Source organism: Gordoniibacillus kamchatkensis (genome assembly GCF_000829455.1).
Lineage (GTDB): Bacteria > Bacillota > Bacilli > Paenibacillales > NBRC-103111 > Gordoniibacillus > Gordoniibacillus kamchatkensis.
In genome coordinates, this window is record NZ_JXAK01000054.1 from 26,290 (window position 1) to 47,665 (window position 21,376).

At 41.2% G+C, this 21,376-nt stretch carries 20 protein-coding genes; 18 read left to right on the plus strand and 2 right to left on the minus strand.

Features of this window, described 5'->3' with window-relative positions; genetic code table 11:
• Positions 1-202: 202 nt before the first annotated feature.
• Positions 203-400, minus strand: coding sequence for a hypothetical protein (locus SD70_RS24890; protein ID WP_041050664.1), 198 nt, complete (start codon positions 398-400; stop codon positions 203-205).
• A gap of 697 nt (positions 401-1,097) precedes the next feature.
• Here SD70_RS24890 and SD70_RS38610 point away from each other — a divergent pair.
• From SD70_RS38610 to SD70_RS24905, 4 genes are all read left to right on the plus strand, one after another.
• Positions 1,098-1,253 carry a metallophosphoesterase gene (locus SD70_RS38610; RefSeq protein ID WP_269432530.1) on the plus strand — a complete coding sequence of 52 codons (156 nt, stop codon included), beginning with the start codon at positions 1,098-1,100 and terminating at the stop codon, positions 1,251-1,253.
• A 93-nt stretch (positions 1,254-1,346) separates the two neighbouring features.
• A complete protein-coding gene (locus tag SD70_RS38615; RefSeq protein ID WP_231571519.1) occupies positions 1,347-1,700 on the plus strand; it encodes a hypothetical protein in 354 nt (117 codons plus the stop codon).
• A gap of 88 nt (positions 1,701-1,788) precedes the next feature.
• Complete coding sequence (locus SD70_RS24900; RefSeq protein ID WP_041050665.1) at positions 1,789-4,791, plus strand: UvrD-helicase domain-containing protein; 3,003 nt, start codon at positions 1,789-1,791, stop codon at positions 4,789-4,791.
• A gap of 165 nt (positions 4,792-4,956) precedes the next feature.
• Positions 4,957-5,814, plus strand: coding sequence for a hypothetical protein (locus tag SD70_RS24905; protein ID WP_041050667.1), 858 nt, complete (start codon positions 4,957-4,959; stop codon positions 5,812-5,814).
• Between the two features lie 49 nt (positions 5,815-5,863).
• Here SD70_RS24905 and SD70_RS36355 read toward each other — a convergent pair whose 3' ends face one another.
• Positions 5,864-6,124 carry a hypothetical protein gene (locus SD70_RS36355; RefSeq protein WP_156158181.1) on the minus strand — a complete coding sequence of 87 codons (261 nt, stop codon included), beginning with the start codon at positions 6,122-6,124 and terminating at the stop codon, positions 5,864-5,866.
• A 491-nt stretch (positions 6,125-6,615) separates the two neighbouring features.
• Between SD70_RS36355 and SD70_RS24910 the strand changes: the two genes are divergently transcribed.
• From SD70_RS24910 to SD70_RS24985, 14 genes are all read left to right on the plus strand, one after another.
• The gene (locus tag SD70_RS24910) at positions 6,616-7,113 is read left to right on the plus strand and encodes a helix-turn-helix domain-containing protein (protein WP_082053639.1); all 498 of its coding nucleotides are present in this window, start codon (positions 6,616-6,618) and stop codon (positions 7,111-7,113) included.
• Positions 7,114-7,274: 161 nt separating this feature from the next.
• The gene (locus SD70_RS24915; RefSeq protein WP_041050671.1) at positions 7,275-8,381 is read left to right on the plus strand and encodes a hypothetical protein; all 1,107 of its coding nucleotides are present in this window, start codon (positions 7,275-7,277) and stop codon (positions 8,379-8,381) included.
• Positions 8,382-9,142: 761 nt separating this feature from the next.
• Positions 9,143-9,538 carry a four helix bundle protein gene (locus SD70_RS24920; protein WP_041050699.1) on the plus strand — a complete coding sequence of 132 codons (396 nt, stop codon included), beginning with the start codon at positions 9,143-9,145 and terminating at the stop codon, positions 9,536-9,538.
• 359 nt (positions 9,539-9,897) lie between these two features.
• Positions 9,898-10,782, plus strand: coding sequence for a tyrosine-type recombinase/integrase (locus tag SD70_RS24930; RefSeq protein WP_041050674.1), 885 nt, complete (start codon positions 9,898-9,900; stop codon positions 10,780-10,782).
• 9 nt (positions 10,783-10,791) lie between these two features.
• Positions 10,792-11,664: a heteromeric transposase endonuclease subunit TnsA gene (locus SD70_RS24935; protein WP_052487856.1), complete on the plus strand. Its 873-nt coding sequence runs from the start codon at positions 10,792-10,794 to the stop codon at positions 11,662-11,664.
• The gene (locus SD70_RS24940) at positions 11,648-13,801 is read left to right on the plus strand and encodes a Mu transposase C-terminal domain-containing protein (RefSeq protein ID WP_041050675.1); all 2,154 of its coding nucleotides are present in this window, start codon (positions 11,648-11,650) and stop codon (positions 13,799-13,801) included. Before SD70_RS24935 ends, SD70_RS24940 begins: the two co-directional genes overlap by 17 nt.
• The gene (locus SD70_RS24945; RefSeq protein WP_041050677.1) at positions 13,785-15,413 is read left to right on the plus strand and encodes an ATP-binding protein; all 1,629 of its coding nucleotides are present in this window, start codon (positions 13,785-13,787) and stop codon (positions 15,411-15,413) included. Before SD70_RS24940 ends, SD70_RS24945 begins: the two co-directional genes overlap by 17 nt.
• The gene (locus SD70_RS24950; protein WP_041050679.1) at positions 15,410-17,254 is read left to right on the plus strand and encodes a TnsD family Tn7-like transposition protein; all 1,845 of its coding nucleotides are present in this window, start codon (positions 15,410-15,412) and stop codon (positions 17,252-17,254) included. Before SD70_RS24945 ends, SD70_RS24950 begins: the two co-directional genes overlap by 4 nt.
• Before the next feature lie 99 nt (positions 17,255-17,353).
• Entirely contained in the window at positions 17,354-17,569 is a 216-nt protein-coding gene (locus tag SD70_RS24955; RefSeq protein ID WP_041050681.1) for a DUF4250 family protein, read from the plus strand.
• Between the two features lie 314 nt (positions 17,570-17,883).
• Positions 17,884-18,519 (plus strand): hypothetical protein, encoded by a 636-nt coding sequence (locus SD70_RS24960; RefSeq protein WP_041050683.1) that lies wholly within the window; start codon positions 17,884-17,886, stop codon positions 18,517-18,519.
• Positions 18,520-18,742: 223 nt separating this feature from the next.
• A complete protein-coding gene (locus SD70_RS24965; RefSeq protein WP_041050684.1) occupies positions 18,743-19,432 on the plus strand; it encodes a hypothetical protein in 690 nt (229 codons plus the stop codon).
• Positions 19,429-19,851: a toxin-antitoxin system TumE family protein gene (locus tag SD70_RS24970; protein WP_041050686.1), complete on the plus strand. Its 423-nt coding sequence runs from the start codon at positions 19,429-19,431 to the stop codon at positions 19,849-19,851. Before SD70_RS24965 ends, SD70_RS24970 begins: the two co-directional genes overlap by 4 nt.
• Before the next feature lie 11 nt (positions 19,852-19,862).
• Positions 19,863-20,183, plus strand: a complete 321-nt coding sequence (locus SD70_RS24975) for a hypothetical protein (RefSeq protein WP_041050688.1) — start codon at positions 19,863-19,865, stop codon at positions 20,181-20,183.
• Positions 20,184-20,626: 443 nt separating this feature from the next.
• Entirely contained in the window at positions 20,627-21,025 is a 399-nt protein-coding gene (locus tag SD70_RS24985; protein WP_052487857.1) for a hypothetical protein, read from the plus strand.
• Positions 21,026-21,376: the final 351 nt, after the last annotated feature.

Consider the following 21,376-nt stretch of genomic DNA (forward strand, 5'->3'; position numbering starts at 1 on the left):
CAAAGTTATTACAAATATCATTGTAAATCCTTTCAGCCGGAGCTTCTTTCAATACTGCATGACGTGCAAGAAATTCAGTCCAAAGGTCATCAAATGGAACATGTATATTGCCATACATTGAACGAATCGAGAGAAATATATCCCATAACCTTAACCGGAAATGTTCCAGTTCAGAATATCGCTCCATGACAACCGTTCCGTTTCAGGCAACGTTGTTGTTGTCGGAGACGTGAGCTTTTTCGCCAGTAAGCTTTTGAAAATGTTTTGCTTGTTCAAGGTGATACGCTCTTTGTTGCTCCCGATAATGGTGCATCTTCATGTGCCAATCGTACATTTGCTTGCAATACGTTTCATGGTCACGGGTATACGTTGGCATTGCATAGTAAGTGAAGTTGCTCATATCATTCCTCCTGAACTTTGTTTATGCGTGATATTTGAATCACAGCAACAGTCTATGTGCATTGGCACAAGGGAAGCACGGCGTAAACCCATTTTTTCAGCGTTTGGGCTTAAGGATTTCTTAATACACTCGGGCTTGGAACAAAACTGTTTCATCCCATCCCAACAGCCCCATATGCAATTTTTGCACAGCTCCGGCTGTCTTGGCTTGTACTCATAATTTGGAATCATTTGCTTTGACAATTGAATGTTCCTCCCATACTGGAAAAATTAACAGGTTACAATTTCCCCATTTTTGCCATTACCTATACGTAACAAAAAAAAGCCCCATGCGAAGGGGCAGGGGAAAGAAGGGATGACTGTATACCCATTGTATTCAGAATGGATTGTTTAATGTGAGGATTGACTTAGTCCGATAATATCAAGAAAATGCCGCAAACCCATATTATAGAGCAGGAAGATAGCAAGCCTGTCTGGAACTTTTAGTACAAACCGTGATTTGGGAGAAAGCTAATCCCTTCAATGCTATAATAAATACAGAATGGGGACTTCCTGAATATTCCAACGAGATTGGCTGTTTTAATGTTTTTGTGGTGAAACTTTTGAAGTATTTTATAACCGATATCCATGGGGAATACAGAGGATTCAAATTATTGCTGAAGCATGCAGAAGTGGATTTTACAAAAGATTAGCTTGTCATTGGCGGAGATATGATTAATCGGGGAAAGGATAGCGGCGAAGTCATTAAGTCAATCAAGTTGCTTTGTGAACAGTATCCGAACAACGTTCATGCCGTCATTGGCAATCACGAAGAGATGATGGGCTGGCATTATCAGCGAGGAGATAAGCTGTAGCTCAGCCACGGTGGGCATGATACCATTCAAAGTTTTAATAAGACCTTTTCAATTGAAGCTGATCGGCAAACTCATATAGATTGGGCAACTTCCTTGCCGCTGATCTTCAAGGATGACGAATATGTTTATACGCATGCGGGCTTAAATCCTTTTGAGCCGCTCGATTCGCAGAGTAGGGATATCCTTTGGATGACCGAGTGCGAATTCTATTCGATTCCGAAACAAATCCTCCGCACCTTTACCCAAAACAAACCTGTAATCCACGGCCATACACCAGTTGAACGGAGCTACTTTGATGGTGTTCGGCTTAATGCCGACATGGGAGCGAATACATATTGGGTGGAGGAAGAGCGAGGGTTAGGGCTGGTGAATCTGTCAGAGATGGTTTATTTCGTCTATAAGCAGCCCTCTAAGAAGGTCGAACGGAGGAAGATATCGCGTTATTAAGCGAATAGTTTTGTCATATTTTGGCTCCTATTCGGTTAAACATGGTACAATATTACTATTACCAATCTATTCATAGGAGTTTATAGGTATGTTTGCATGGATTCTAAAGATAACGAGATATTTCCAAAAACAAAAGGCACTGAAGCTCATTCATAAAATCGAAATATATTTGTTGCAGTTACAAGAAAAATACAAAAAAATTGCTCTTGAATTAAATCAAGTTACAGCGGATCGCTATGTTCCCAATTCGTACTTTCAAGGGCTGCTTCAAAAATGCGATATTGATCGGGCTTATTTAGTGGGAGATTTTCCGTTTCGGATAACCCCTGACTTTGAGCTGCGGTATAAAAAACTCGTTCCTGTAATTGCTACATTGCCGCAATATGATGAGCTTTGCCAACTATACGCATCGATTCAAAGCCAATTCCAAGTTCAATGCGGAAGCATTCAAACTCGTGCCGCTGAAATGGCGAAGCTGGTACAGCAAATCAATGTTAAAGTGCAGCACTTCTTCGAAGAACTCGCTACATTAAGGCAAGATTACATAGCTGAATCCACCAAGAACAATTTTGTCGAGCGACATAAGGAACCGTTATTGTTTTATAAAGATGCAGCTTTAAACGAGATAGACGATCCGTCAGTCCAATCTTATTTAACATTGATGAACGATTTTGATAAGCATGTGGTTTTATGGAATCAGGAATATGTAAAGCGTGAGCTAATCAACAACAAAGAGTTCTTTGACAATATTGATGGAAAATCACTGGATGAACAACAACGGATTGCTGTTCTAACCGATGAGGACAATAACTTGGTGTTAGCAGGTGCGGGAAGCGGCAAGACGTTAACGATATCGGGCAAGGTGAAATTTCTAACCGAAAAAAGGGGGATTTTCCCCGATGAAATATTGCTCATCTCATTCACGAACAAAGCGGCGGAAGAGATGCATGAGCGTATTGCAAAAAGGCTTGGTGTAAAGGTCGATGTCAAGACGTTTCATAAGCTTGGCATGGGGATCATTACAAGGCATTCGGATGTAAAACCGGATGTTTTAGACGATAGCAAACCAATTATTCAGGAGTATTTCCGCTCCGTCATTAACTCGAATCCGAAGGAACTTGAAAAAATCGTCACGTTCTTCGGTGTATATTTAAACATCCCGAAGGATCTCGAACAGTTTGATAGCTTGGGGGAATATCACGAGAATCAAAAAAGCCTTGATTTTGAAACGTTGAAAGGAAAACTGCAAAGAGTAACTAAAAACTTGCAATCGCTGAAAGGGGAGACGATGAAAAGCCTGGAAGAAACGCTTATTGCAAACTTTCTCTTCCTGAACGGTATTGAATACATATACGAAAACGATTATGAGTACCCTACTGCTTCGAAATATTATCGGCAGTACAAGCCTGACTTTTATCTGCCAGACTACGGTATATATATTGAGCACTTCGGAATCACAGAAGATTTTCGAACCCCGTGGCTTAGCAGTATTGAGGAAGAAAAGTATTTGCAAGGGATCCGATGGAAAAGGGCCTTGCACAAAGAAAAGAACACCGTTTTGATTGAATCTTATTCGTACTATAACAAGAACGGGGTATTATTTGAGAAGTTGGAAGAAAACTTGCGGAAGCACGGGGTTCAGTTCAAGAAAATCGATGTGAAGGCAGTTTATGAAGCGATCTGCATCAAAGAAAGCGATCATTATTTTGAGGAGTTCATTAAGCTTGTCAGCAGCTTTATCAACCTTTTTAAGTCGAACGGCTACAAACAGGAGCAGTTCTCTCAATTTGCAGAAGAAAACCAACGTTTATATAGCCAAAATACATTTCTGAAAACGCGAAATGAAATTTTCCTATCCTTGGTTCAACCGGTATATGAGTATTATCAGGATACTTTGCGGAAACAAAATAAAATTGATTTCAATGATATGATTAATATAGCAACCGATATTGCGAAAGGCAAATCGGCCACTTTCAACTACAAATACATCATCATTGACGAATATCAGGATATTTCGCAGAGCCGCTACAAGCTTATTAAAGCAATAAAGGATAAGACCAATGCAAAGGTAATCTGTGTTGGCGATGATTGGCAGTCGATTTATCGTTTTGCAGGCAGTGACGTACAGCTCTTTACCAAATTCGGCGATTATTTCGGGAAGTACGAGTTGCTTCGAATTGAGCGGACTTATCGAAATTCGCAGCAATTGATTAATATCGCCGGAAATTTTGTCATGAAAAACAAGAGTCAATTTAGAAAGAATTTGGTTTCAGGCAAAGACAATCCGCAGCCGATCCGGGTTATTGGTTACGCCCAAAATATGGTAGAGGTTACAAAAGCGATCCTTGATGAAATAATTGAAAAGGGTGGTCAGGATCAGGACATTATGCTTTTAGGGAGAAATAATTTCGACATCAATTTCCTAAAAGATCAGGCAGATTTTAGAGTCATTGAGGGCAAGAAATTGGTAAAGGTGGAGTATAAGAAATATAAGTCGGCAAACATCAGTTTCATGTCCACCCATAAATCGAAAGGCTTAGAAGCGGATCAAGTCATTTTGATTAATGCAAAAAATAGCTTGTTGGGATTTCCAAACCGTATCTCGGATGATCCGGTATTATCTTGGGTTCTCACGGATCAGGATGCTTTTGAATTTGCGGAGGAACGAAGGTTATTTTATGTGGCACTAACACGGACTAAAAACAACCTGTATATTCTTGCTCCTGAAAAGGATGCATCGATTTTTGTAAAAGAGTTGATGAAAGACCATGGAATACGATTTGAAACAACCTTTATAGAAAATTCGATTTCCAATAACCCAAGGTGTTTAAAATGTAAAACTGGACTATTAGTTGAGCGTAAGAATCAACTTCAGAAAAGTTTCTTGGGTTGTAGTAATTACCCGCAATGCAACCAAACTTATAGCGATGTTCGCCTGCTTAACAATCAGGTAATTTGTAATCGATGCAACGGGTATATGGTAAGGCGAACGAGCAACGGCGAAGAATTTTATGGTTGTTCAAATTTCCCTCATTGCAGGAATACAATAAATATCGGAAACGCTTATAAAAGAGTAAAACAGATAAGATAGGAGCTGTAAGAACAAAACTTATCCCTATACTCTTGTATTTCCTTGCACTCTGTTGTAAACTCCTTCCATCTGTGTTATACTGTCCTTGTATCGGGAAGCACCCGTGCAGAAGAAGTCCATGAGGAAGCACCTCTGGACTTTTATTTATTTTCGGGGGGAAAGTAAATGGAATCTCTCCTAAATGGTATAAATCAGGATACTTTGTATGTTTCACTTGAAAATTTGTTTGGAGTAAAGAAAGAGATCATTGAATACTATGTCGTTAGACACCTGTTCCTTCTAAAAGACCAGCATCCTTCTAATATAGACCTTCCCCACTTTCTCAACTTCCTTTCCGATAAAACTAAGCAGGTTGTAATGATACCAGATTTCGAGTCGGTTGCGATCTCGCATTTGACAACAAGAGTAACGGGAGAAAACTTGGAGAAGGAGCCAGTTTACAATTTGTTTGATGCTCTGACTGAAAATACAGAAATGAAGTATCATTTGGAGCGGGTCGGCTTAACCTTTTTCAAGGCAGGGGGTAAACTGAGAACGTTGTTTCGGGGAAACCTTGTGGATTGGAAATCCTTCTTAAATGGTAGTGAATATCCAACAGCCCAAATGATCATAAACCGATTCGAAGGCAATCGTTTTTCATCTGCCGATAAGTGTGTGAATGGATTTCTATTCGGCGGAAAGATCTATGAGAATGGAAATGTACGACATATTCTTTATCTTCCAGAGATTGTTGAAAATATGCTTCGTGTCTTGGGTGAGCAAAAGGCAATTAACGAATTGACCAAGGTTTTTAAGCCGTACATGATTTCATTTGCGGCTCCTATAGGAAAAATCATTTTTGACGGATCTAAAAAACTGACAGTCAAGCAGACTCGATTTCGAATTATTCGCTATTGCTTGCATTACCTGAGCAAGCAGTATTGCCGTTCTTGGAGTGAACATGATAATCCAATCATACGGTTAATTGATGATTACAGTGTTCAAGCTGATCAAATAATATCAGTCCAGAAAATAGATCCATGATTTCGGGTATAAACAAAGGGGAGTGGATAGCTATCCACTCCCCTTTTTCTTAGAATCCGAAATCCTGATCGAGTAATTGCTCCTCAAGTCCTTCAATTCTTGTTTTTTCTGACTTTGGAAATCCTAAACGTTGCGTTTTCTTACTACACCACCAGCAGGAACAGTGGATTTTCCCTTTCGCTAATCTTCCATATTCATTCTTTTTTACATTCCAGCAGAAATGCTTGATGATCTTGCGTTTGCGATTGATTACACGTTTGCGATGATGCCGATAGTAATCGCGGCTTCGGTTAGTTCTTTTTGGCTTCAACTCCATCACGCTCCCTTGGAAAGAGGCTTAGCCTGCAAAAGCTCCAAGGGATGGTTCTAACTTTTACAGGCTAAGCGTGATGGAAGAGAGATTAAAATGTAGCACCTTGGTTCTCTCCTTCAATGTATTGCGTCCCTTCCTGTAGTTTACTGCCTTCATATTGGGAAAGCAACGCTATGAAGCTGAGTTCAAGCAAGTGGGGGATAATGTTGTTATCCACAAAGTTCACAAAAGAACGTGTGGATAACCTCTGAATAACTGCATCAGTACAAATAGCAATAGCAAGGGCATCGCCTCCGTTATAATGGACGATGCCCTTTTTACATTTTGATTTTGCCGTATTGAAAGGGCAGGAACATCGGGGAAAGGTATAAGTTGATAAATATTGTGCTCGCTCCAGTCAATTATGCTTGAGTGCTGATGTGCTTATAATACAAAAAAATACAACCAGGATTCTCGTATTTTGAGAAATATCGGCGAGGAGGGGCAGAATGAATAAGAGAGCTGTTGCGGATAGTCGGAGCAGGGAAGGTAAAGAGCGAAATAGTTCAGGAGATTTTGGTTTGTTGCTCAAGTATTACAGGAAGCTGAGGAATATGTCGCTTAAAGATTTGGAGGATGCAAGCGGGGGCGAGGTCAGTTCGGCGTATATTCATCGACTGGAGAGCGGCGAACGAACAAGTCCGACGATCAGGAAACTCCTGCAACTGTCAAAAGCATTGCGAATACCCGATTCGGTATTGATCTCGACGATTATCAAAAACTCTGTCGAAGATGCCAACGAAGAGGAGAAAACATTGTCGCTCTCGGAGGTATTGATCCAAAACCAATATTTTGTTGGCAGAAAAGCAATCAGCATGGAGGTCAAAGAGAGGCTTGTCCAAATTGTCGAATATATTGCAGAAGCGGAATGGTCGCCGAGGAGTAAAATGCGGGAGATGTATGAGCTGTCGGAATTGATCGATCAGCTAAAAGAGGCCATGCAATAAAATAGGGGATGGAGAAGGAGCGAGTTGTTATTGCTCCTTCGTTCATTTTTGTTTACAAGCAAACCGCATTGAAAGTCACTCGATACATAACTTGTTTATTGTGACCTGAAAAACGATTATCATTGTAGTAACAGCAACTATAATCGCAGGAGTTCCGCAAGATGAACATATACAGCATCTTCAGCGGCGGCAACGTAAAGCCGCAAACCCATGAGAAGAGAATAATAAGACAATATCTGATTCAGACTGGCCGGATACATCGCTTCCAACTCAAGAAGAACATAAACAAAGAGAGCTTCCAGAACATCAAGACGATCCAAGAGTTTGATCGGTATGTCCAGACACGAAAGCTGTTCGGTGAAATATTCATCAATCTGGATATGGAAGAACAAGTTTGGTATCATTGCGAGTTAATATTCGGCAACGATGCCTGGATTTCGAAGGATGAAAGTGGGATCTACCGCTACTTTTCGAAAATACATTTTGGCGGCACAATTGGGCTAAACATTTTTGATGTCATTGAAATTCTTTATTGCGACGAAAAAGAGAATGGGGATGCATTTCAAAATGCACGAAACAGACTTGCAAAAATAGCAGGGCTTGAGGATTTGAGGGATGAATGGAGAGTTCAACAATTTGAAAAGTACCAAAACAATTTGATGTATATTCGCGGCGGAAGAGCTGAACTGGAACAAGAGTATCCCGAAGTTTTTCAATTTATTCAAAGATATCGACCAATTTTGGAATACATGAACAGCCACAAGGAAGAAGGGTTGTTTCGAGTTTTCAGCTACCAGGGCGAACACATTTTCTTTGCTTCCACATATCGCCTAAAAGAAAAACTTGGGATCAGTCAATCAACAGCTTCAAGGTCGGTCAATATGCTAACGTTAATCGGCATGATTGAAAAGATTCCGCATGACAAGCTTCCTGTTCAATTGCTCGGAATTTCAAGTCGAATTTTGGAGCATCGGGCAAGCAAAGGGTACAAGGGCGGCAAAAGAATCACTCTTTATGGGGTGCCGGAGTACAACAAAGAAACGTTGGAATCGGCTGAAGAGGTTGTGAAAAAGCTTCAAGACGCTGGAAGTTGGGGTAGTCTCATCACAAAGGAAAAAGTTATCAAATTCTTTGGTGAAGCAAAAGCGAAAGAAGTGTTTCTTGCTGATTACGTAATAAAAGAAGTCGATATTGCCGCTTCAGAAGATGAGTCAGACATGCAGATCGATAAAGAGTGGGCAAACGGTTACGATTACATACCCTTTTAAAGCGAAGCCGCGAAACTTCGCTTTTTTAATGCCGACTGTCTTTCTTGGTTTAACGCACTAAAATCGAATTCTGATTGCCAAGCGAATTTGTGAAATCACCTGATTTTTGCCTAAAAGCTGAGTGATATTGCAAATGCCTGTCGCGATGAGTATTCGCATTAAAGCCAAAGCGAAGGCGAAACATTGAATTCCATGATTATTGTCAGGCGTGCGACGGCACGCACCGAGCAAATTGGCAAAATCGCATGTCGCTCTGATGATTTTGAGCAATAATTTAAGACACTTAATAAATGCAACCATAAATTTACAAATAGCAGGATTCTTCTTATGTTTTCCGAAAGTTGTTGTTGCATGAAATCGACAGAAGAACAAAACTTTTCACTCGTTGCCGAAAGTAGTGGCATCACATTTTCTTTTAGCGAGGGCGTTTAATGAAACTTTATCTTGGTCACTGTCAGTCAGCCGAATGATGCGGAAACAAAGAGATTCGCCAATCTACAAGCGATGTGGCAAGTCCACATTGCTTTTCGAAAACTTTTTGTCGCTAATAATATAGGTATATGTATTCCGAAAGTTGAAAGTGAAATAATTCACATTTCATAACGCGGCAGAAGCAAGACTGTTCGGTTTGCACAGATGTGGAATAAACACATGGACTTAGCTCAAACGTGGTTCGACCGAAAATTGCAACATAGCTATTGCAATGCAGGGTAACATTGAGACAGGGGTTAGGTTGAAAGGGGAAGATGTTAGTGGAAACAATGCGGGAGCCGCAAGTTCGGGATTTTCGAAGGCTGATGGTATATCAAAAAGCAATGGAATGGATCGGGAAAATCAGGGAGATCGTTAAGGCATGGAAATGGGAGGATAGGCAGGTAATCGGCAATCAGATTTTGAGGGCTTCAACATCTGTGGCCGCTAATATTTCAGAATCGAACTCGCAGTTATATCTTCAAAAAGAAATCTCATTTCTCAACAATGCACTCGGATCGGCTGGAGAGAGTCAAATGTGGTTAGAGGAAGCCCGTAACGCAAAACTGATTGACCAGCAGATGTTCGAGCACTTGGATAACGAAGCGGTTGAAATCAGGAAAATGCTTGTTGCCATGATACGAAAAATCAAATTGGAAATAGGTGAAAACAAGAGGGCAGGTTAGGGAAGCGTCATGAAAATCGGCTTAAAAAGTTACGTCACCAGTTTTTTCAAAGCTAAATCGACGAAAAGATGGGTTTTTGGAATCGAAGCGAAGGAAACTGATAGCATAACTAACAGTTTTGAATACAGGTTATATACCGAGCAAAAAAATGCCTTGTCATGCGGTGGGCTAATCACTATAATAGATTATTGAACCAAGTCTACATGAACATAAGGTGCTTTTTGCTCGTAGAAACGTTTTTGCTTTCAAAAAAAGCAATCACGTTCACTATTGGCAAAAGGCACTTTTTTTATTGACTGAAAGGCAATGAGTAATGATTGGTGTTAGGAAGAAAAACTTTTGGAAAGCGAGGGAATGGAATGATCGACAAATTTGAGAAAGCCCTGTTAGCAGAAGGAAAAAGCGTGCTGACGATTCAGGCTTATATCAACGATATTCGGCAATTCTTTAATTGGTTAAAGGATTCCCTGGGTTTTGAATCTGACTCGATTACCGAAACCGATGTACGGGAATTTCGACAATATTTGAATTTGCAAAAGAAACTTAAACCGACCAGTATTAATCGAAAGCTGAAGAGCGTAGTGGCTTACCAAAGATTTTTGGTAAGGGAAGGAATTTGCAAAGAAGAAATCAAGTTGCAGAAGGTGTTGCTGAAACATACCATCGATTTGAATCACGAAATCAAAGTCGTAGATAAACAAAATATGTATCGCTTAAAACGAACCATCGAAGCGGAGAACAATAAGCGGGATATTTGCATTTATTACCTGCTATTTGGAACAGGGATTCGATGCTCAGAATTGATATCCATCGAACTTGATGATATCCACTTGACCGATAGGAATGGCAAGAACAATTACAGTTACGTACTCATACGGAATGGAAAAGGCAATAAATCACGTAAGGTTAATCTCAACGCCGCCGCTGTTACTGCAATCAAAGAATATTTAGATGTTCGCCCCAATACAGGTTCAAATAAACTTCTCATCGGTCAACGTGGTCCTTTAACGAGATTGGCTATCAACAAGATTTTAGACAAGTACAGCAGAAAAGCTCAATTGGAACAGAGGGTTTCACCACACCTTTGCCGACACACTTTCTGTACAGACCTCATTAAGAATGGAAGTGACCCGAAGACTGTCGCATTGTTGACAGGGCATAGTTCCGTCAACACCATCTATCAGTATTATGTGTCTTCAAGTGCCGAAGATAAGCAACGGGCGGTCGATGGATTGCAAATTTGATCAGATGATATGGCTGGGTTAATGGGGGCGATGATTTTGGCAGGGAGAAGCCAGCAGTGGAAGGACTCCACATTAAAGAGATTTTTGGATGAAGGAAGAGGACAGGGTGAAGAAGATTATAAGCCTTGGCTCAAAGTCTCGGACATTTCCTCAAAAGGAAGGGTGACGCGGCTTTATTCCAGGAAGCTTAACCGAACCATTCACCTGCTCACTGACTCGCAAACAAGGTACTTTTACCTTCTGGAATTTGATGATCGTGTGGTTTCCGTTAAGGAGCAATATCCGCTGTTAAATATTGCAGATATCATGGATCAACTTGACGAATCATTGGTGAAAAGATTGAAAAATCGGGATGGCACCCCGCATGTTCTTGTTACGACATTTCTGATAACTGCCAAGGACGAAAAAGGGCAACTTCGCACATATGCACGGTCTATAAAAGATCGGACTGAGTTGGAGAAAAAAGATACGTTGGAACGCCTGGAGATACAGCGGCGGTACTACGAAAGCCTGAAAATGGAATATGCAATCGTGACTTCCGAAGAGATTCCGTATCAGCGATCACGAAATATTGAGTGGGTTCTTCCTGCCTTATATATCGAAGATGCTGGTTTGACAGAACAAGAAGTTAAGTATTACAGCACATATATAATGGAAGCTTTACGTTCAAAAAGGGAGCCTGTAAGGGGAATATTGGATGCATTTGAACGCGAAACGAAACGGGAAAAGGGTTTGGGGTTATTCTTGTTTCGCTATCTCATTGCGAGTAAGCAAATCGAAATCAATTTGGATCAAGAAATCAATATAATCCATACACCTGAGCAAATGGAAGTCGTTGTCAGGGAAAGCACGGGAGTTGGTCGAGATGTACGTAGCGGTTAACACCTTGTTTCGACATCGAGAAGATCCAACAAAAATTGAACGAATTGTTTGGCTTGATGAAAGCAATCAAGCAAGCTTTATTGCCGATATAAATCGAAACTGCTATCCAACCTATATGTCACTCCTGGAGATATTCGAAGGTCTGAATTGTGGCACATATATAATAGAAGAAACTGATCCGTGGGTGCGGATTATTGATGAAGAATCAATATCAAGATCGGAAAAAGATGCCTGGGATCGGGCTTGGAAAGTGATGCAATGGATGATTCAGAATCGGTTCGAACCGAGCATCTTTATTCCAGAACAGCGGTCACAAATAATTAAGCAGGCATCGCAGGTTTTTGGTTTATCGGAGATAGTGATCAGTAAATACGTAAAGAGATACTATGCCAGGGGTTTATCGAGATATGCTTTGCTCCCCGATCTGTCAAACTGTGGAGGCAGAGGGAAACGACGCGGGGATGGACAGGGGAGCAAGAGGGGGCGTAAACGGAAAACCCCCTCCATTTACTGCGAAATGAATATCAATGAAGAGGTCAAACATATTTTTAGGCGGTCATTGGACAAGCATTATTATCAAAAGAATCGTCCTTCTCTTCGCTATACTTACGAACAGATGATACGGGAGAATTTTGCTACTGCATATCGAATGGAAGACGGTGTAAAGATTCCTGTTATTGAAAACGGTACTGAAATTCCGAGTTTTGGGCAGTTTCGCTATTGGTTCGAGAGCTGGCGGGATGCAAAGAAAGAAGTCATTCTGCGAGACGGAAAGAAAAAATATGAACAACAATATCGTCCCGTCTTGGGTTCGACAAAGCAAGACGTTATGGGACCTGGCTCGCTGTACCAAATAGACAGCACGGTAGGCGACATCTATCTGGTGAGTTCCTACGACCGCACAAAAATAATCGGTCGTCCGACGATCTACTTCATATGCGATGCGTACTCCAGGCTTGTGGTCGGTGTGTATATCGGGCTGGAAAATGCCTCGTGGAGTGGGGCGATGATGGCAATGGAAAATGCTTTTTCCAAATCGAAAGTTGACTTTTGTCGCAATTATGGAATTGATATTCAGGAAGAAGACTGGCCTGGTGGAATCCCGACCGCCATTCTTGCCGACAGAGCTGAATTACTCTCTAATAATAAAGCATTATCGGTCATCGAAAATCTCAATATTGCTGTGAAAAATACCCCCAGTTACCGTCCTGAGTTTAAATCCGTCGTCGAGAAGCAATTCGACCTGATCCAATCGCACATCGCCCCTTTCTTAAAGGGCGGCATTCAGAGCGACTTCCGAGAACGCGGGGCAACCGATTACAGACTGCACAGTACATTGACATTATTTGAGTATTCTCGAATCGTCATTAAGACGGTTCTGTATTTTAACACGCAACATCATATGGCTGGTTATGAACGAGATGCCATGCAAATTGCACAAAATGTTCCGCCCATCCCCATTCGACTTTGGGAATTCGGCATGAAAAATCATTCTGGAAAACTTCGTCATGTACCGCAAGATGTGCTTCGTTTCAACTTAATGCCCCAAGGTCTTGCAGTAGTGACTCAAAGGGGAATCCGCTTCAACGGTATGTATTATGGATCGGAAAACGCCCTCAAGCAGAGGTGGTTTACAAAGGCTCGGTCAAGTGGGCTATGGGAAGTTCCTGTTAATTACGATCCTCGGAACGTTTCGAATATATATTTGCGTCTGAGCCGAACGGAATTCGAAGTTTGCTACTTGTTGGAATCACAATCTCGTTATAAAGATCAGACCTTGGATGATGTGAGTTACTTATTGGAATGGGAACAGAAAGAACACGCGGCATATGAAGAAAAAGAATTAGGGGATCGGATCTCGCTTGCCGCCGAGATTGAATCCATTGTTCAGGACGCCACAAGAAAAACACGTGGTGAACAGACTACTCAATCCAAGACTGCCAGATTAAAAGGAATTCGAACGAATCGGGATGCTGAAAAGCAGAGGAACAGAGAATCAGAAATGTTCGTATTGGGGCGTGAAGAGCCTCAGAATTCAAGGAAGCCAAATGATTCCGAAGAGGACGATTTCATGCTTGATGAAATTCAGTTGTTGAGGAAGAAGCAAAAGGAGGGCTTGCATGGAAACCATGATTAAGCTTTCAAACGGAACATTGGCGGTTGCCGCTCAGTACAAAGAACAGCCAATTTTGGAGTATCAAAATAATCCGCTCATTGAGGCACTCCCGCTTATTTACAACAAAGTTGAAGTTGCCGAGAAGATCGGTAATTATCCCTATATTGGTGAAGAAGAGCGAAATCTTGATGCTTTGTATCGGATGCATCTGGTTCAGCGTATCTTTCAATACTTTCAACCTCTTCCTATACATTTGGAGCTGGAGCAACGGATATCACGAATCTTACGGCAGTCTTATGTGGGGCGGAATCCATTCTCTCCAGAGTATGCTCAATCCTTTCAACAAGGTTGGAGAGATATTGAGCGAGGGGTGTTCCAAAACTATGTACGAAACGCAACGGCATTTGCCATGTCAATCGTAGGAATTTCAGGCATGGGAAAGACGACCTCTGTCAATCGGATCATACGATTAATTCCACAAGTGATTGTCCACTCCAGCTATCAAGGAAAAGAACTGAGCATGATACAAATTCCGTGGATCAAACTGGAAACGCCATTTGACGGGTCATTGAAATCGCTGTCCCTCGATTTTATGGCAAAAGTAGATCAGCTTATAGGCTCCAATTACTTCGGGAAGTACGGGAAAAAATCCCGACTTAGCACAAATGTATTATTGCCACTCATGGGACAAATTGCACGTTCAATCAATTTGGGCGTTCTTATCATAGATGAGATCCAACATCTTACGACATCAAGCAGTGGTGCAGAAAAAGTGCTCAATTACTTTGTGACGCTCGTAAATGAGGTCGGTATCCCAATTATCCTAATATCAACACCGAAAGGGATGGGAATTCTCCAATCGGAATTTCGGCAAGCTCGAAGATCTTCGGGGCAAGGTGATGTAATGATGGATCGCTTGCCAAAAGACGATGCATGGTCTTTGCTTGTGCACGGATTGGGGAGATATCAATGGACAAAACATGTGGTCGAAATTGATGAAGAACTTAGTGCCGCTCTATATGAGACTTCAATGGGGATTGTTGATCTCGCTTGCAAAATTTTCGCGGCAAGCCAGATGAGAAGCATTTCGACAGGCAAAGAAAAATTAACACCGTCACTGATTCGTAAAGTAGCCGACGAACAGTTCAAATTACTCAAGCCGATGATGGAGGCATTGAAATCGGGAAAACTCTCGAAATTAGCGGCATATGAAGATATTGTGATCCCCGACATTTCCGACTTTGTTGCCAAGGAACAAATCAAGGTGGACATTGGCATGCTCATGAGAAAAGAAACTACCTCCCGTATTCAGCAATTATCGAAGTTGAAAGAGGATACGGTTCTTCGGTTAAAGTTTTTAGGGGTTCCTGAAAAGGATGCGGAAAATCTGGTTGAACAGGTCTTGTTGGAAAATCCTGAACAAACCGATGTAAGTTATATTGTGCAAGAAGCATACAAATTACATATTTCCGAAAAACCAAAATGCGAAAAAATGCAACTGGTTAACAGAGGGAATGATTTGAGGGAAATTGTAAAAGCGGGGAAAGAAAAGGGGCTAAGTGCGTATGACGCATTAAGACAAGCTGGATATATCAAAGCAGATTATGACACAGGAAGAAGCGTGGCTGGATGATTCCCAACCTGCCCACGCCCTATGAAGACGAATTGCTTTATTCCGTTTTGGCACGTAGTCGTATTCGAAACGGAACGTTAAGTCACAAAGCATTTCTTTTGGATGCATTTGGTCATAGCGGGATTTCCGCAAGTGTGTTCCTGCCATCAGGCATCGATAATCTGGTGTCTAATTTGCCGCCAAGCTCAACGATCACATCCGATCAACTGATTTTTCAACACACCATGTTTCCCCTCCTAACAGCCTTCTTGTCACCCAAACAAAGGGAAAAGGTTTATGAAGGAATGAAGGGTTTGGATGGAAAGGGGATTCATACGACTGCTGGAATTATGGCAAGCTCCATTAAGATAAACAGTCGTTTAAGGTTTTGTCGCCAATGCAATCTTATCGACAAGTCGGTGTACGGGGAGTATTACTGGCATCGTATGCATCAGATTCCTGGGCTGGATATCTGCATGAGGCATGAAGAATGGCTCCAGGACAGCAAAGTACCAACCAATCAATTGAACAAGCATGTCTATATCCCGCCCAATGAAGAAAATTGCAAAGTCGATAGCGTTATAACCAAAACACCATTGGCACTGTTGGAGAAATATCGTTTTCTTGGCAAGAACATTGAAAGCCTACTTAACTATACATTTCCCAACCGACCGTTTGAATGGTTTGGGAAGTTTTATGTGAGTAGGCTTCAAAACCGGGGCTATGCCAGTCAAAAAGGCAGGGTGGATCAGCTAAGGCTTGAGCAGGATTTTGTATTGTTTTACGGCAATGAATTTCTTAGTCTTTTACAGTCAGACTTGGCGGGTAATCATCATTGGTTATCGGATATAACCAGATTTCATAGGAAAAGTTTTTCCTTTTTGCGGCATCTGTTGTTAATGAATTTCCTTGATGTCACATTGGAGGAGATCTTCTATCGGAGAGAATCATTCAAACCATTTGGTGATCCCCCTTGGTTATGTCTCAACCCAGCGGCGGAGCATTATCTACAGAAGGCGATCACTGACATAACCTTGACGACCTGTGAAAAAACCAAAAAGATAATCGGTACATTTGCTTGTTCTTGCGGTTTCATTTATACGCGAAAGCTTGGCGACGACCCACTTAATAAATCCAGAGTCAAGGAATTTGGAAAGCTGTGGGAGAGTGAGTGCAAACGATTAGCCGCCGAAGGCTTTGGTTTGCGGGAAATCGGCAGAAGGCTACAGGCTGACCCGATGACGGTGAAGAAATGCCTGGAGAATGGGATGGAAGGGAGTGGAAAGGGACGGGAAAACAAGCAGAGTGAGCAAAGAGCGACTGACTGCATGAACTGGCTTCAGCTTCAAGAAGAGCATCCAGAGTTGTCCAAAACGGAATTGCGGAAGTTGAATCCTGGCTTATATGCACGACTGTATAGAAATGACCGAAGCTGGTTAGAGCAAAATTCTCCTGCTTCAAAGATAGTGACCCCAAATCAACGAGTGGATTGGAGCCAAAGAGACAAGGACATTTTGCAGAGGGTTCAAACTGCTGTTGATAAAATCATGAATGCCGCAGGGAAGCCGCGACGATTGACTATGAGCAAAATTGGAGCTTTAAGCGGAGCAAAGGCTCTACTGGAGAAACATTTGGATCGATTACCCGAAACCAAGGCGTATCTTAACCTTGTGACAGAAACGGAAGAGCAGTTTCGTATTCGAAAAATAAATTGGGCAATAAAGGAACTGGGAAGAGATGGTGTAGAACTTTCGGTTTGGAGGGTACTGCGGAAAGCATCTATTCGAACCGAGCATTGCCCGCCTGACATCGAAGAGTTGATAAGAATACAAGACTATACCTCAACCACTTTATCGTGCTAAAGCTCAACCTACCTTCGACTTCAAAAGGGTAGGCACTCAAACGCCCTCTATGTAAAATGATAGCAACTACGAAATGAACATAGGGGGGGGCGTAAATAGATGTATGGTCATCAGTTTTATCAGCATCCGATCAAAAAACGAATTGAGTTTTTGAATGCTAAATTGCGTACAGGTCGATATAATTCTCTAAATGAGTTAGCGGCGGATATCTTTATTGATATCGAAGATCTGAAAGAAGAGCTGAGGAAGGATGGATATTTCTTTGTACCAGACTTGAATCAGTTTGTAAGGATTGAAATGGGGCAGGCGGGGTAACGAGCCGCCACTTTCTTGACGGTTTTATAATTATCAGAATGTGAAGAACGGGGGGAGGGTGAAGGTTCTTATGCCCTTCCCATATCTTTTATTTTCCCCTGTACTGACGCATATAACATAAAAATTCTTTAGAAAACAGGAGGCAGGCTTCTATGCTATGTAGAGCAGGATGAGGCGAATGCCAAGGATAATTGAGCGGCAGGTTTGTTCAATGTCATGGCTGGTTGTAGAGAGGTTGGGGATACCTTAATATTAAGTTGATGTTTGAAAACGCCGACAAAATAATTGCAAAGACTTCTGGAGGTCGAAGAAAAATGGACAACATAAAGAGTAACATTGAGGCGGAGAACACGAGTAACCACGGGTCACAAGAAATAATTGATTACAGTGGCTACGAGAACGTACTGTACATGTATGATACTCCTGAAACGGGGTTATTTGAATCAACTACAATTATTCCAGGTCTTGAATTTGCAAGTATTGAAACACTTAAAAAAGAGTTGAATGAACAATATGGGTTCGTAATATTTGAAGAGGACGAACATGATGAGTTCTTGGAAGGACCAAGACTAAAGGACTCGATTGGGAAAAGTAATCATGATTTGCTTATCTGCAAAGAAGGAGCGTTCGGATGGGATATCTGGAAACACGAATATGATTATTGTGGCGAATTTGATGTACAGAAAACGGTTCGAGTGAAACGTGTTGAAATCTTCGAAGATAGGGTTGCATTCAAAGGAGAGATATTGGGAGTCATTGAAAAGGGACATTATGATGTGGTGAATGAAGAGATAGTAATGATTAATGCAAACGCGAAGATTGAGATGTTAACGATTAGGCAACAATATACTGGTAAACTCATAACTATTCCAAATAGTCCAGGCGTATTCAGGGTCTATGAAAAAGATTTGGCATTGATTGATTGTGTTGATGAGATGAAGCACAAGTAAGGAGCAAGTGTAAAACCGACAAAGGAACTGGCGAAAAACCAGTTCTTTTTTTGTTGGAGCGAGGTAGTGTAATCGCCCCCTGCATCTTTGGTATGCAGACTAAATAAAATTCAATGTCAAACACTAAGTATACTTTCAAGGAAATCTGACTAAACTTTTAATGGGGGGTTTCAGTTTAGTTGCAGTTTCATGTCATGTCTGATATAATGGAGGTGAAGAGAGGGTGAAATATATGGCAATTTCCCAAGAAGATCGAAAATCATTTGAACAAGTGCTGGAGACTTTGAAAGGAAAGCCTGAAGAAACTGGTGTCGTTTTAAAGGTGTTGTTTACTTTCTTGCAAAAAACAACGCCTTTTAAGGTTGAGCTTCAAAGTGATGTTCGGAACATTCTTGAACAACACGTATACAACCAGAATCATACTGATGTTTTCAAGGAACTGAAAAAATGTTGGAGCATTGTTGCTTCTGTTGCTCAAGAAGAAGAAGTAGGTAGATCGTATTCTACAGGTCAATTAGCACGATTCTTTGGGGTAAGTATTACAACGGTTAATAAATGGATTGCAACGGGAAGATTAGTTGGGATTGAACGTTCCGCTCGTAACAAGCAAGCACGTATATCGGAGAATACAATATGGATATCTCCAACTGGAGAGCAAATTCCCGTCCGAGAAGTTGTCGAGCGATATATTCAAAATCAAGATGTGAAGACATCTCAAATGGACGAACAGGAATATAAGATTGAACGAGTCAAAGAAATTGTCAAGACAATTAACTTCTTTGAAGAACGTTATGGCGGTACGTATCAAAAGGTTGTGGAGCAAAAAGGCGATCCTTATTTGACGGATGATTGGCAGTGGGGACGAGAAGGTAAAGAGTGGTATTATCTCCTGAAAGAAATCGGAGATTTATGATTGGCAATCCAAAAACAAACCTCATTGAGCTTCAAAGGATATTTGGGGAAGCCATACAAACCATTAGGGAAACCGACAGCACGGGTCTAACCAGCTCATTTCTCGTCCAACGAGCGACCATCGTGTTTTTAGACGGTTCCCTGTTGTACATAACAGAATATTTGTCGAAACAACAGTTAATTGAACGATTCAATTATGATTGGATATCACCAGATAAAACAACGGTGCTCGCCAAGTTCCATTCAGAGCCTCATACTGATAAGGATTACCAAACGGATACTGAGCCTTATCACACTCATCCGCCTGAACATGCCAAACTTAATAACGCCAAGAGATATCCTAACTATTTCTACAATGATTTATTTTCAATTGTAGAGGGGATTCATTTCTTTCATTTATTGCCGAAGCAAGGAAAATGAGGAGGGGTTCTATGAAAGTTGTCGGAAAATTCCTGTTTAACTCATTAATGTGGTTATGTGAACAAATTCTTGTAAGCATTTTTGTCGTACCGATGTTCGCTATGATGTACGCTGTTTCTCGTACCCAGTCTGATGTATTTGCTTGGTTGTTGAAAAAAATGTTTTTAAGCTTTCTTACAAGCGGGATCTTTTTGATGATTGTTGATAGCTGTGTGAACGAAAACAAGGAGTTAAACGAGCAGTGGGATGAGTATAAGCTGAGGCATTCGTCAATCTCCTCGATGTCACTTGATGAGATTAAAGAGAATCTGACCGACTTCAGCTTTGCATAAGTATTAAATAGAAAAATAAGCACTATTCTCCGTTCAAAGTTGGAGATGACGGCTTATTTTTTGTTTTTAATCGCATATTTCTGCGGCAATTCGTTCGGGGATTAAATAATTTGGAGACGATTTTATGCAGGGAAAGTGGACTCATTTGTATGGGGTCGAGTTACTTGAGCCTATCGAGATGGATGTGCAATCAGGGATAGAGCTAACCTCACTTTTTAAAGCAGTGCCGACAAAATATCTGCGACGACTATCGGAAGGCTTTTCTAAAACGGAGAAGGATTCTTTGTTATTGGATATGGTTACATACATAAATGGATTGATATCAGAGAGAACAAATTTAAGCGAAGTTTTCAGAGAAGTTGAAACGATGTCTCCTGAATTCATTGAACACGTTATTAACGTTCTCCGACAGATGATACAGTATGAAAAAAGGAGTTGCAACAATGGCTAACAGAAAAAATCGGAAACAACGCTACAATGAAGCTGTCTCTGGGAAAATAGGCGGAATTGATTTGGTCCACGCTTCAAATGACAACGATCACATCATTAATGCTCGCGGCGGGAAAGTGTATCATGACATTACCAAGCATTCATTTCTTGAAATTCCTGATTCTATGGAGGGTAAAGTTTATGAGGTTCTTTCTGTCGGTCTTCAGAAGGAAGGGCATCCGATTGTAACAGTGCAAGTAGGGGATTTGGTTCAAGTTTACAGATTGCCTCAAGATTATGTTAATTGGATTAATCATTTGCGTGAGGCAAGTGTGATGGGGATAAAGATGCTCCCAGCAAAAGTGGAATTTGGGAAGCGGAGCGATGGTTCATATTATGCCGAGATTCTTTGATATTTAATTGGGGTGTAAGCAATCTGTTGGGAGTTGAAATACATGCCTGTGTTACACAAGAATATAAGAGAACCCGATCCGTTTTGGTTAGATGAAGATAAGGTAAATGATTGTGTTGCAACATTTCTTCATCAAAAGAGGTTCTTAGTCCAGAACATTTAAAAAATCTGCTGAGGTCGCTCGATCTGATTAACGGTTGAGTATCAATGGTTTAACTACCCAAACCCCATTCGCCAACGCCCTGCTCTTCTGTGTAGCCAGCAAATAAAGTCCTTTGCCAGCAAATTAAACTCGTATTGAGCAATTAAAAGCCGTATGGAAGCCGAGCAGATCCAGGATTATTTCCTGACA

What these genes read in the sequence shown, in the direction of transcription:
- SD70_RS24935 (WP_052487856.1), top strand. Translation starts at nt 10,792, where the DNA reads ATGGCTGGGTTAATGGGGGCGATGATTTTGGCAGGGAGAAGCCAGCAG.
- SD70_RS24900 (WP_041050665.1), top strand. Translation starts at nt 1,789, where the DNA reads ATGTTTGCATGGATTCTAAAGATAACGAGATATTTCCAAAAACAAAAG.
- SD70_RS24955 (WP_041050681.1), top strand. Translation starts at nt 17,354, where the DNA reads ATGTATGGTCATCAGTTTTATCAGCATCCGATCAAAAAACGAATTGAG.
- SD70_RS24975 (WP_041050688.1), top strand. Translation starts at nt 19,863, where the DNA reads ATGAAAGTTGTCGGAAAATTCCTGTTTAACTCATTAATGTGGTTATGT.
- SD70_RS24915 (WP_041050671.1), top strand. Translation starts at nt 7,275, where the DNA reads ATGAACATATACAGCATCTTCAGCGGCGGCAACGTAAAGCCGCAAACC.
- SD70_RS24910 (WP_082053639.1), top strand. Translation starts at nt 6,616, where the DNA reads ATGAATAAGAGAGCTGTTGCGGATAGTCGGAGCAGGGAAGGTAAAGAG.
- SD70_RS24970 (WP_041050686.1), top strand. Translation starts at nt 19,429, where the DNA reads ATGATTGGCAATCCAAAAACAAACCTCATTGAGCTTCAAAGGATATTT.
- SD70_RS24920 (WP_041050699.1), top strand. Translation starts at nt 9,143, where the DNA reads ATGCGGGAGCCGCAAGTTCGGGATTTTCGAAGGCTGATGGTATATCAA.
- SD70_RS24950 (WP_041050679.1), top strand. Translation starts at nt 15,410, where the DNA reads ATGATTCCCAACCTGCCCACGCCCTATGAAGACGAATTGCTTTATTCC.
- SD70_RS24985 (WP_052487857.1), top strand. Translation starts at nt 20,627, where the DNA reads ATGGCTAACAGAAAAAATCGGAAACAACGCTACAATGAAGCTGTCTCT.
- SD70_RS24905 (WP_041050667.1), top strand. Translation starts at nt 4,957, where the DNA reads ATGGAATCTCTCCTAAATGGTATAAATCAGGATACTTTGTATGTTTCA.
- SD70_RS24890 (WP_041050664.1), bottom strand. Translation starts at nt 400, where the DNA reads ATGAGCAACTTCACTTACTATGCAATGCCAACGTATACCCGTGACCAT.
- SD70_RS24960 (WP_041050683.1), top strand. Translation starts at nt 17,884, where the DNA reads ATGGACAACATAAAGAGTAACATTGAGGCGGAGAACACGAGTAACCAC.
- SD70_RS24940 (WP_041050675.1), top strand. Translation starts at nt 11,648, where the DNA reads ATGTACGTAGCGGTTAACACCTTGTTTCGACATCGAGAAGATCCAACA.
- SD70_RS24945 (WP_041050677.1), top strand. Translation starts at nt 13,785, where the DNA reads ATGGAAACCATGATTAAGCTTTCAAACGGAACATTGGCGGTTGCCGCT.
- SD70_RS24930 (WP_041050674.1), top strand. Translation starts at nt 9,898, where the DNA reads ATGATCGACAAATTTGAGAAAGCCCTGTTAGCAGAAGGAAAAAGCGTG.